8 protein-coding genes and 2 pseudogenes are annotated in these 12,307 nt (G+C 39.4%); 1 reads left to right on the top strand and 9 read right to left on the bottom strand.

Annotation, left to right across the window (positions count from 1 at the left end; genetic code table 11):
* Nucleotides 1-12: 12 nt before the first annotated feature.
* The 9 genes and pseudogenes from DI077_RS09825 to ispH all read right to left on the bottom strand — a co-directional run bounded on the left by DI077_RS09825 (nucleotide 13) and on the right by ispH (nucleotide 11,154).
* Entirely contained in the window at nucleotides 13-492 is a 480-nt protein-coding gene (locus tag DI077_RS09825) for a chemotaxis protein CheW (RefSeq protein WP_109019552.1), read from the bottom strand.
* 11 nt (nucleotides 493-503) lie between these two features.
* Nucleotides 504-2,174: pseudogene (locus tag DI077_RS09820) on the bottom strand (methyl-accepting chemotaxis protein); the annotation flags it as partial.
* A gap of 57 nt (nucleotides 2,175-2,231) precedes the next feature.
* Nucleotides 2,232-3,356 (bottom strand): annotated as a pseudogene (locus tag DI077_RS19915) (PAS domain-containing protein); the annotation flags it as partial.
* Nucleotides 3,357-3,431: 75 nt separating this feature from the next.
* Nucleotides 3,432-5,558 carry a chemotaxis protein CheA gene (locus DI077_RS09815; protein WP_242935156.1) on the bottom strand — a complete coding sequence of 709 codons (2,127 nt, stop codon included), beginning with the start codon at nucleotides 5,556-5,558 and terminating at the stop codon, nucleotides 3,432-3,434.
* Complete coding sequence (locus DI077_RS09810) at nucleotides 5,539-5,907, bottom strand: STAS domain-containing protein (RefSeq protein ID WP_109019952.1); 369 nt, start codon at nucleotides 5,905-5,907, stop codon at nucleotides 5,539-5,541. The genes DI077_RS09815 and DI077_RS09810 overlap by 20 nt, the downstream gene beginning before the upstream one ends.
* Nucleotides 5,908-5,915: 8 nt before the next feature.
* Nucleotides 5,916-6,281, bottom strand: coding sequence for a response regulator (locus DI077_RS09805; protein ID WP_109019951.1), 366 nt, complete (start codon nucleotides 6,279-6,281; stop codon nucleotides 5,916-5,918).
* The gene (locus DI077_RS09800; RefSeq protein WP_242935155.1) at nucleotides 6,278-7,594 is read right to left on the bottom strand and encodes an ATP-binding response regulator; all 1,317 of its coding nucleotides are present in this window, start codon (nucleotides 7,592-7,594) and stop codon (nucleotides 6,278-6,280) included. Before DI077_RS09800 ends, DI077_RS09805 begins: the two co-directional genes overlap by 4 nt.
* A 67-nt stretch (nucleotides 7,595-7,661) precedes the next feature.
* Nucleotides 7,662-10,199 carry a PAS domain-containing sensor histidine kinase gene (locus DI077_RS09795; protein WP_109019949.1) on the bottom strand — a complete coding sequence of 846 codons (2,538 nt, stop codon included), beginning with the start codon at nucleotides 10,197-10,199 and terminating at the stop codon, nucleotides 7,662-7,664.
* A 7-nt stretch (nucleotides 10,200-10,206) separates the two neighbouring features.
* Nucleotides 10,207-11,154: a 4-hydroxy-3-methylbut-2-enyl diphosphate reductase gene (ispH, locus tag DI077_RS09790; RefSeq protein WP_109019948.1), complete on the bottom strand. Its 948-nt coding sequence runs from the start codon at nucleotides 11,152-11,154 to the stop codon at nucleotides 10,207-10,209.
* A 241-nt stretch (nucleotides 11,155-11,395) separates the two neighbouring features.
* On the opposite strand from ispH, the gene DI077_RS09785 reads away from it, so the two are divergent.
* Entirely contained in the window at nucleotides 11,396-12,244 is an 849-nt protein-coding gene (locus tag DI077_RS09785) for a flagellin N-terminal helical domain-containing protein (RefSeq protein WP_109019947.1), read from the top strand.
* The last annotated feature ends 63 nt before the right edge of the window (nucleotides 12,245-12,307 follow it).

The following is a 12,307-nucleotide window of genomic DNA, read 5'->3' as shown; positions in this document are numbered from 1 at the left end:
TGAATATACGTGTCAATTTGTAAGAAGACTGGATTTTTCCTGCAATTGATTCAATTCTTCCAAATTTAAAACCTGATCGATTTTAAGTAATATGACGAATCCGTTTTCTATTTTTCCTAGCCCCTGCACAAAATCCAATTTGATTTTGGAACCGAAGCTAGGTGCATTTTCAATGGAAGTGCTTTGAATATCCAATACTTCTTCAACCGAATCGACTAACAAACCTATATCCAAACTTTCCGCGCCTATTGACACTTCCGTGATAACGATGCAGGTTCTCCTGCCGATTTCGGTTTTTCTTTTGTAAAAGCGAATATTCAGATCAAGAACCGGTACTACATTCCCTCGCAAATTTATGACTCCGGGGATGTAATCGGGCATCATCGGCACATTGGTAACCGATTCGAACTCGATGATCTCCTTGATGCGTAGAATACCCAATCCAAAAAGTTCCTCACCAAGTCGAAATGTCAAATACTGTATATCTTGCATGACAGTGCCCCTTAGTATTTTTGAAATCGATGATCGTTATCGGTGTCCGTCGCTTTTTTCGCCGGAACAAAATTTGATACTTGTTTCGGTTTTTTCTGATCTCGATTATCGGAAGTTATACGATTCAATTGAAAGAAGCTGATGGAACTTAATAATTGATTCGCCTGCATTTGTAACTGTTCTGCAATTGCAGCAAGTTCTTCCGAAGCGGATGCACTTTGTTGGGAAACCTGGTCAAGTTGGCCCATTGCTTTATTGACCTCATTTACACCCGAAGACTGTTCTTGACTTGCTGCCGCAATTTCCTGAACCAGGTCGGCTGTTTTATTGATCGCAGGAACTATTTCTTCAATCAGCTTTCCTGCGGTTTCCGCAATTTGAACCGATCCTCCCGCAAGAGAGCCGATTTCATTGGCCGACTTTTGGCTTCTTTCCGCGAGTTTTCTTACTTCGGATGCTACAACGGCAAATCCTTTTCCATGTTCCCCGGCCCGAGCTGCTTCAATGGCAGCGTTTAATGCAAGTAAGTTGGTTTGGTAAGCAATATCTTCTATAATGGAAATTTTTTCTGCAATTTGTTTCATTGCGGACACCGTGTTTTTTACGGCTTCCCCGCCTTGTTTTGCATCTTTCGCCGACTTGGTTGCAATGGAATCCGTTTGTTTGGCGTTTTCCGCGTTTTGATCGATGGATGCTCCCATCTCTTCAAGAGAAGCGGAAGTTTCTTCTACGGAGGCTGCTTGTTCGCTGGCACCTTGTGAAAGTGTGGCCGCAGTGGAAGAAACTTCATCGGCTGCTGTCACCAACGCATCCGTATTGGTTCTCACTTCATTGATGATCTTTATTAACGTTTGCGACGTATTGTTAAACGAATCCTTTAGTTTGGCGAATCCACCTTCGTAATTGTTTACGATTTGTTGCGTAAGATCGCCGTTTTCCATGGCAGCAAGTCCGACAACCAGGTCTTCTACGATTCTAGTTGTTTCAATGGATAGTTTTTTTTGCTCGGTGATATCTGTTGCAAATTTAATCACTTTGTATGGTTTCCCATTCAAATCCAGAATAGGATTATAAGTTGCTTGAAGCCATACTTCGCGCCCTCCTTTTCCGATCCGTTTGTATTCTGCTGTTTGAAATTCACCTCTGTTCAAAGCCGCCCAAAATTGTTTGTATTCATCGCTATTTGCAAATTGAGCTTCCGCAAACATTCTATGGTGTTGACCTTTAATTTCACTCAAAGTGTATCCCATTGCATTCAAAAATAAGTCGTTCGCTACGATAATGGTTCCATCCATATTGAATTCAATCGTGGCTTGGGCTTTTCCGATCGCAGCAATCTGTCCTTCATAATCTATATTCTTTAGCTTCTGTTTGGTGATATCGGTTGCAAATTTGATCACCTTATACGGTTTGCCGTTGGAGTCAAGGATGGGATTGTAAGTTGCTTGAAGCCATACTTCGCGTCCTCCTTTTCCGATCCGCTTGTATTCCGCTGTTTGAAATTCACCTCTGTTCAAAGCCGCCCAAAATTGTCTGTATTCATCGCTATTTGCCAATTGAGCTTCCGCAAACATTCTATGGTGTTGACCTTTGATCTCACTCAAAGTGTATCCCATCGCATTCAAAAATAAGTCATTTGCGGCGATAATGGTTCCATCCATATTGAATTCAATCGTGGCTTGGGCTTTTCCGATCGCAGCAATCTGTCCTTCGTAATTAACATTCTGTAATTTTTGTTCGGTGATATCGGTTGCAAATTTGATCACCTTATACGGTTTGCCGTTGGAGTCTAGGATGGGATTGTAAGTTGCATGAAGCCATACTTCGCGTCCTCCTTTTCCGATCCGTTTGTATTCCGCTGTTTGGTACTCACCTCTGTTCAAGGAGGCCCAAAATTGTCTGTATTCATCGCTACTTACCAATTTCGGTTCCGCAAACATTCTATGATGTTGGCCTTTGATTTCATACAACGTATAGCCCATCACATCCAGAAAGTTTTGATTTGCTGTGATGACGGTTCCATCCAAGTTGAACTCAATGATCGCCTGTGACTTGTTTACCGCATTCAAATTAGCGAGTAGATTATTAAAGAAAGAAAACAAACGACCCAACTCGTTCTTTTGAGATTCGTCAAATCGAATCGCTAATTCCCCGTCGCTCATCTTTTTTATTTTGATAACGGCATCACCAATCATTGACAATATTCCGAATACTACATTTACCGTAGCACCGATAATGATTAAACCTACGAGTAGGTTTAAAATGGTGATTGAAGTTTGGGAATCGGTTAAATCCGTCTCGATATTTTTTACCAATTCATCCGTTTGCGGAGCTGATGAGGTGTTTAAATCCTCGATTGTTTCGACGGAGTTTTTTAATTTCGGTAAAATTCTATTTAAGTATATATTTATCCCTTGCTCTGTAAAACTTCCTGTATCTTCATCTATTTTAGTTTTTGAAAATTCGTTTTTGAGTAATGAGACTTCGTCATGAAAAGAAACGATTTCATCACGAAACTTCTTTAGCTTAGTTTTGTTTTCTGAGGAGGTTTCAGTCTTTTCAATCTTGTCCAGAAGCCCGATTATATCGGAATGATTTGCCTCAATTTTCGAATTTAAGGAGGAAATTTGATTCGTACTTTTCGTATTAAGAAGTTCCGAACTGGTAAATACCTGATCCTTCGTTAATCTTTTCAGATCTTTCAGCCCGTTTTGATTCAAGTTTTCCTGGCTTGTCAGTGCTTTCATGGAATTTGCGGAATGGATAAGTTTATTGCCGCTAAAAATCGTTATTACAATAAACCCGAATGTAATGATCAAAAGAATAAGTAAAAGTTTTACCTTTATTGTAATGTTCTTAAACATAAATATAATCTCCAAAAAAAATATTCCAAGCTACACAATTAATTTTTACAGACTGATTTTTCATAATATCCTCATTCAAAATGCTCTTATTTTTTCCAAGTAAACTGTTCTTTCGAAAAGCGAAGGTAAATCCAAAATCAAGGCCACTTTGCCGTCCGCCAAAATGGAAGATCCGCTCACTCCCTTTACATTATGAAACACATTACCCATCGGTTTGATCACTGTTTGAAACTCGCCAAATAGCTGTTCTACGACTAGTCCCGCTTTGTTTTCTCCCATCCGGACGATAACGATATTCTCTCTTTTTTTCTCATAATCCGCGTTTTGTGGGAAAATGTCTCTCATTTTGATATACGGAATTAAAGATCCGCGTAATGGAAAATAGTTGTTCTTTGTATCCGAATTTTCTTCCGTAAAGTCCAAACATTCCAATACCATTTCCATAGGAATGATGTACAAGGACGATCCCACACTGACTAAAAATCCTTCTATAATCGCGAGAGTGAGGGGCAAACGAATTGTAAAAACACTCCCTTTGTTAGGGGACGATTGTATGTGAATCGTCCCTCTTAAAGCTTCGATTCCCTTCTGAACTACGTCCAAACCTACACCTCTACCGGATACGTTCGTGATAGATGTCGCTGTAGAAAAGCCTGGATGAAATAACAATTTGTAGACTTCTTCGTTGTTATCCGGTTTGTTTCCGGTTACCAATTTTTTTTCGAGAGCTTTTTTCCATACGATATCGGATTGAATTCCTTTTCCGTCGTCTTTGATTTCGATGACTACGGAACCGGTGTCATGGTATGCGTTGAGCCAGATATTGCCGGCTCTTTCTTTTCCTTGTCCTATTCTTTCTTCCGGTGTTTCCAATCCATGGTCACATGCATTTCTGATGATATGGACAAGGGGATCGCCTAATTTATCCACGATATTTCGGTCAAGTTCGGTTTCCTTACCGACAATATGCAAATTGATTTCTTTCTTGAGTTCTTTTCCCAGATCCCTTACGTTTCTTTGGTATTTTTGAAAAATATCTCCGATTTGTATCATTCGGAGTTTCAGAGAGATCTCTCTTACCTCATTCAATAATCGACTCACAAGAAACGACGATTCTTGTAAGTTGGAGTCGTCGGTGTTGGAAACCAGTTGATTTAAGTTGGCAGCCGACACCACAAGTTCACCGACTCTGTTGATGAGCAGATCCACTCTTTTTGAATCTACTTTTAAAATGGTTCCTTGAGTCTGGATCTCCTTTTGGTTCGGAAGGATTTCCTGTTCCTTCTTCGTCTGACTATCATTTTGTGATTCGGGCTTTAGGTGATTGAGGTAGCTGACTAAAGTTTCTTCGTTTAAAATTCCCATCTCTTTCCAAACATTGCCTAGAAAAATTTCTTCTTCGGGGAGTTGACCCGCAAGATAAGAGATATCTTCCGTGTTTGCGCCGGGAGGGAGTATATGTAAAAAACTGTCTGATTCGATGAATTCGAATACTTTTTGGATTTTCTCCAAAGAGGATTCCGATTGAAAACTGATTTCAAATCCAAGAAAGGATTCTTCCGGATTATAGTTTTCGATTGCAGGTAGTTCGGCTGTGATCGTTTTGAGGAATTTGATTTCCCCTAATTTCCTAAGATAGGTTAAAAAGGAAATCGGATCGAGACCATGCCCGAAAACATTTTTGTTCGGACGAAAGGAAATCAGAAAGTAGGGGATAGTGTCCTTATCGGGTATATGTTTGGATTCGATTGTTTCGGATTTTTCTTCAGAGGCAGGTTTTTCAGCGGTGGATACTTTTTTTAGATAAGGAGAAAGGGAATCCAAAATGGCCTTACCCGATTCCAAACGATCTTTCGTAATTTCCGACTTCGGTTCCGTATGAACCAAATATTCAAGATGATCTTTCGCATTTAATAAAATCTCTGTTAGTTGTTTGTGAAATGGAATTTTAAATTCTCTCAGGTCATCCAGTAGATTTTCTACGATATGCGTAAATTTGACGGTTTCTTCAAAGCTAAACATTCCCGATGTACCTTTGATGGTATGTACCGCACGAAAGAGAGCATTGAGTGAGTCCGAATCCGGAGTTTCCTTTTCCATTCGAAGGAGTATGGATTCCATATCTCTGAGAAGTTCATCGGATTCGTTAAAATAAGCATCTATTACTTCGGACAAATCCATATTAACCTTTTTTCGTTCCATAGGCGAACGTGAGTTCGTTTGCGTATTCTTTTTTTATTTTAACTTTGTCTCCGAAGTGATTTACTAACCCTAGTAAATCGAAAATTTTCAAAACGGGAAGAGAGTGGTTGTGAAGTTTGAGTTCGAAGTTTTTATCGGAGGAGTATTTTTTTAGAAACAATAAAAATTGAATGCCTGCCGTATCGATTCTTTGAATACCCGAAAGGTCTACATTCCATGATGACCCTGGTTTTGTCTTGATCTGTATTAGTTTCTCCTTCCATTGAGAAACATACGGAATGGTCAGATAACCTTCCCAAGCAGATTCGATTCCGGATTCTACTTCTCTGAATTTTAAGACGGGGTCCATGTTTTATTCTATACGACTAATTTGGAGATAGTATCTAATAACTCTTCCGGAGAAAATGGTTTTGTAAGCCATGCCTTTGCTCCGGCATCGATTCCCTGTTGTTTCTTTTCCGGTTGGGATTCAGTAGTGAGCATAATGATGGGTGTGAATTTATGTTTTGGATCTTCTTTTATTTTTTTGATAAAAGAGATTCCATCCATATTCGGCATATTTACGTCCGAAACGATTAAATCTACCGTTCCTGCCGAAAGTTGCTTCAAGGCTTCCAGTCCATCGTTTGCTTCCAGCAATTCGAAATTTGCATTTTTTAAATGAACCGAAATAATCTTTCTGAACACCGCAGAATCATCTATGATTAGAATTTTTTTGCTCATGGTTTTTCCTTTATATTGTTTTGGATTGGTAAAAATAATTCGGCAATGACACAAAGACTGATTTCTTCGGAAGTATGATCCGTGGCATTTCGTATAAAAAACATACCATTATGTTTGTTCGCAGTATAGTCTACGATAGTGAGGCCTAAACCCAAGCTGAAAGGTTCATCTTCATGAACTTCCTCGACGGGAGGATGAACTCTGAAAAATGGCAAAATCAGATTTTTTTGAATATCTGTAGGGATGTTTCCGTAAGTATCATCTATGATTTTATTTTTAATTGATAAACAAAAATAACCTTCCACCAAAGTAACAAAAGTGTCTATGTTTGAGTTGGGTGGCGCATACTTGATTGCATTTAATAATAATTCCTTTAGGACGATTTTTAATGAGGGGAGATCACCGGAGAGTGACATATCCCCTTTGAAGATAGGTAAGTTGATCTTTAAACCTTTGTTCTTTATATGGGATTCCAATTGTTCTGCGATTCCAGGAATCTCTTGGATGATTTCCGAGGATTGGATTGGGAGTAAGTCTAGTTTTCTATCCAATTGGAATACAGCTTGTTCCAAGCCGCGTATCATCGATTTTGTATGACGGTTGTTTTCCAAAAGTAAATCGAAGAGTCCTTTATCTATTTTATAATGACTTTCTTCGATCGGAACTAATAGCGATTTTATGGAATCAATGATTGTTGTCATGGCCCCAAAACCGGAACCTTGGGACAAAGTCGTTTTCAGATTGAAGATGGAATTCATATCAATGGAATTATCGGAAGTTTTTCTTGAGGTCTCTTTGTAATTGAGCCATTCCAGTTGATCCCTGAGTTCCTTGCTTTCATCCAGTAATAATTTTTTTTCAATATCTCGCAGGTATCTGTATTCAAGCGATTGTTCCAAAGTCTGTTTGAACAATTCTAGATTGATTGGTTTTATGATGTAATCATAAACACCCATCCGCATGATCTCTATAATTTGCTCGGAACCGTCGAGTGCGGTTTGCACTAAAATGACCGAATCGGGGATTTTTTCTTTGATGATTTTGATGAATGTTTTTCCATCCATAACGGGCATCATTAGATCCACTAAAAAAACACTGAAAGTTTCCTTTGCACAAAGATCCAAAGCCTCTTGGCCGTTATTTGCAATTTTATAGGCTACTTGCATTTGATCGCAGACACCAGCAAGAAGCATTTGATTTTCTTCCAAGTCCTCGACTATCAAAATAGGAAGGTTTGGTCGCCTTCTTAATGAGGTTATCTTTTTTCTTTCTTTCGGAGAGAAGAATAAATCATCATTGTGGGAAGTCATCATTTGATTATCGGATATACTATTCGAATATAGACGATGAATCAATACCTTTCCCAACTCTTTCTAATTATTATTTAGAGTTTGGTAGAACCACCTTGAAACTGGACCCCTTTCCCAGTTCACTTTGCACCTCAATTTGACCACCTAGTAGTTCCACGAACTTTTTCGTGATGGCAAGCCCAAGTCCTGTTCCCTGAATTTCCGTTTGATCTACGGCGGGAAGTCTTGTGAAACTTTCGAATAACATCTCTTGTTGATTTTTAGAAATGCCATTTCCTTGATCCTCTATCGTCACTTCAAAATGGTCTTGGGTGATTTTATGGAATATGGTCACAGTTGAATTAGGGGGAGAATACTTTACTGCATTGGAAAGGATGTTTACAAGGATTTGAGTCAGTTTTTGGGAATCCGTTCGGATTTTTTGAAGTTCTATGTCTCCTTCAGAGAATTTGATCTCGATATTGTTCGCGTTTGCTTGCGGGATCATCATTCCCGTAACCGATTTGATCGTTTCTTGTAAATTAACCTGTGCTATTTGGATCGGCATTTTACCTGCATCCATTTTAGATAGATCCAAAATCCCATTAATCAGTTTGAGAAGGTTATTTCCCGAACCGTGAATGTAATCCAAATATTTTTTACCCAAAGGATCGGATTCGGGGATTTGAATCAGCTGGGTAAAGCCGATGATGGAATTCAATGGAGTTCGGAGTTCATGGCTCATTCGGGCTAAAAAATCCGATTTTAACTTACTCGCCGACTCTGCTGAATCTTTCGCTCTAAGCAAATCAGCGGTTCTTTCTTTTACCAAATCTTCCAAATGAGTCTGGTATTTATTTAGCTCTTCCGCATTGATCTTTCTCTCCAGATAATGGCCGATCCAGGTCGTTACGGTTCGGTAGAGTAGGATGTCTTCTTCTTCAAAATCAAATTGGGTATCGGATTTTTCCCAACCTAAAACACCGAAGAATTCTCCCTTGATGACTATGGGGAATAATATTAAAAAACTGACTCCTCTTTCGAAATACCATTGTTCCTTCTCCGCAAAATTTTCCGCTTTTCCGGAAACGATCTTTCCGTCGAACAAAAGTTTTACCCAACGTCCCAGGTTATGTTTTTCCCAACTTTCTTCGATGAGTAGACTTCTATAACCAAGATAGGTGTGGGATTTGGTTTCTTCCAGAATTAGAGTGAATATATTTTCATTTTTATCATTCCATTCATGTTTCAGTAAAAAAACGGATTCCATTTCCGTGAAAACCAGAAGTTGGCTTAATGCCTGAGATAGGGTTTCATAATCTGTGTTAGGTTGCGTTAGAACTTGGGAAGCGGAAGCGACTCCGATTTCAAAACGAAGTCTTCTCGCCATTTCGTTATCTTGTTTTTTCTTTTCCGTAATGTCTCGTAGTATCGTTAGAGTATGCGTTATATTTCCGCTAGGGTCCCGGATCACGGAGATATTGATCAGACAATCGAATTGTTTTCCGGCTTTCGTATAACCTATGATTTCTTTTTGAACACTTTCTCCTCTTCGAATGGTTTCTTTGAACTCATCTATGACTTCCAGATCGTATTTTTCGGAAAGGAATGTGATTTTTTGACCCAATAATTCAGGTAAAGAATATCCTGTCAGTTTAATAAAGCTCGGGTTTGCAAACACGATCTTAATATCGATTGTTTCTTTCGAATATGTGGATATCAAAACCGCTTCCGAAGTCTGGTAATAGATGGATTCGAATATGAGTAATTGTTTTTGGGTTTGGTACCTGTCTATGTAGGATTCCAGTAAAAATTTAAGTTTATAAAGATCATCATTTTCCTCTTCCCAGTATGAATTGAGATTTGAGAAAAAAATACATCCGCTCCACAAACCTCCGAAATAGATCGGAAAATAAAGATCCGCTTGATCTCCCCGTTTTTCCCAATATAAAATATGAGGGCTTTTTTCTTCGAATAGACTTTGGATTTCGGAAAAAGTTCTTTGCTTTTTTATATCCGGATTTCCGATTTTAAAGAATTGAATCCAGTCTTTTTCAATTTGTTCTCCTTCTCCCAGTTCGTCGGGAAAAATAATCCCTTTTTTACCCATATAAACAAGGCTTTCCGCTTCCACCGTCTTACAAATCATAGTCAAGATTCTTTTTAAAATGATCGGACCGTTGCGAAGATCGGAAATACTCGCATTTATATTATTGAGAGTGGATTGAAATTTAAGTTTTAGTTCTTTTTTTCGTTTTTCTTCCTCTTCATTTGTTCTGTCGGTTAAGATGCAGGAAAAAACGAAGGAAGTGTCATCCGAAAGGGAGGGAATTAGAAATAAAGCATATTCTAATGATATAATCTTTCCTGATCTTTGTATTCCGAATAGACCGGATTCTTTCCGATTTATTCTTAAAGTAGGTTTGATTATATTGGGGAGAAGATCCGTAGTTAGAAAATGATCCGCTTGTTCGTTGTGAAAAAGGATTTTGTAGGAATTGTCATTGGAAGAAAATCTACCGATCACAACTCCTTGGCCTATGTTTTCAAGAGTCTCGTATGCGAGTAATAATTTGTCGATCTTGTCTGTTTTCTCCGAAGAAAATGGATCTAACGAAGATGCGGACACACTGTACCTAATATTGAGTTAACTTTTCTTTCGGAAGTTTAAAATTCATCGTGTCTTCTCTACTGTCAGGGTAAAGAGAAACTTTCGCTTCCGGAAAATGAACTAATAGTTCCTGAACGATCTCGTCCACTAAAATCTGCGGGCTGGACGCACCGGCAGTAATTCCCAATATTTTGATTCCGTTTGATCTTATATGTTCCGGATTTACATCTTCTTTGTCTGTGATCCGATAGGAAGCAGGTTTCGTTTTTTGAGCCAATTGCAACAGACGAACCGAATTCGATGAATTTGCCGAACCGATCACAAGCATGGCATCCACAGATTCGATCATACTCGATACCGCTTCCTGTCTTTCCGTGGTAGCATAACAGATGTCATCTTTTTGTGGATGTTCCACAAATGGAAAAACTTCCTCGATTTTTTTGATTATACTTTTAGTGTCTTTTACGGAAAGGGTGGTTTGCATCAAATAAGTGAGTGGTTTGTCATTGTTGATCTGGCCTTTCAAAGATTCCACATCCTCTTCCGTTTCTACCAGAAACATATTCGCTTCACCCATAGTTCCGATCGCTTCGTCATGGCCTTTGTGACCGATGTAGATGATTTGATGGCTGTCTTTGATATTACGTGCTTTTCTATGAACGCGGGTAACCAGAGGACAAGTGGCATCTCCAATTCGCATTTGGCGGTTTTGCGCTTCATTCACCACTTCGGGAGAAACTCCGTGAGCGGAAAAAATGACGGTCGCACCGTTCGGGGCCTCGGAAAGTTCATCAATGAATTGAATTCCTCTTTTTTTCATATCCTCAACCACTCTTTGGTTGTGGACAATTTCCTTTCGCACATAAAGGGGGGACTCAGGATTCTCCGCATATACGGTTTCGACGAAGGAAATTGCATATTTTACACCGGCACAAAATCCGCGTGGGTTTGCCAAATAGATCGTTTCTAACAAATTTAAAACCTTTCCCTACCGTCTTTCTCGCAAATAAGGAACTTCTGAAAAGATAAATTTTCCGGGACATATTTTGGAAAGGGGAAGTTCGGCTATTATTCGCAAAAAACCGGAAATTATCTGTTATCTAAGCTATCGAATTTACCGACCTTCATTATGAAGAGGCCAAGGATGGCATCTTCGAAAATTCATCAACGTTTTTCCCGAGAGGGAAAGATAACGGATTCAAGGAGGAACCCGGATGATTATCAACCACAATATTAGTGCTATCTTTGCACATAGAACCTTGAAGTCTAACGACGCAAATCTAAGTAAAGATATCGAGAAGTTGTCTTCTGGTATGCGTATTAACAAAGCCGGAGACGATGCTTCTGGGCTAGCGGTATCTGAGAAGATGAGAACTCAGATTTCCGGTCTTCGCCGTGCGGAGCAAAATACTGAAGATGGTATGTCCCTCATCCAAACGGCTGAAGGATATCTCCAAGAAACACATGAAATCGTTCAACGCGTTCGTGTGTTAGCTGTACAAGCAGCCAACGGTATCTACACGGAAGAAGATAGACAACAGATCCAAGTTGAAGTATCGCAACTTGTAGATGAGATCGATCGTATTGCTTCCCAAGCGGAGTTCAACAAAATGAAACTCCTTACTGGGGCGTTTGCACGACTCAATCCTACTGCAAGTATGTGGTTCCATATTGGAGCTAACATGCATCAAAGAGAGCGAGTGTACATCGAAACAATGAACACTGCTGCTTTGGGATTAAGAAACCCTACGGTTCTTACTTTCATTTCTCTTTCGACTGCAGGTAAGGCAAACTCTGTGATCGGATTGTGTGATGATGCGTTAAGAGTTATCTCTAAACAAAGAGCTGACCTTGGTGCTTATTACAACCGTATGGAGCATGCTGCAAAAGGTCTTATGAATGCTTATGAAAATACACAAGCTTCTGAGTCCCGTATCCGTGATACTGACATGGCTGAACAAATGACCAGCTTCACGAGATACCAAATCTTGACTCAGGCTGCAACTTCAATGTTAGCGCAAGCGAACATGAAGTCTCAGTCAGTGATGAGATTGCTCCAGTAATAGGATAAGAGAAGCTAGTCGAAGGGCAGGTGGTTGGGGCCTTTCGACTGTTTCTCGATTTTC

The organism is Leptospira kobayashii (assembly GCF_003114835.2).
Lineage (GTDB): Bacteria > Spirochaetota > Leptospiria > Leptospirales > Leptospiraceae > Leptospira_A > Leptospira_A kobayashii.
Note: the sequence above shows the minus strand (reverse complement) of the source record. Positions and strands in the feature narration are given on the sequence as shown.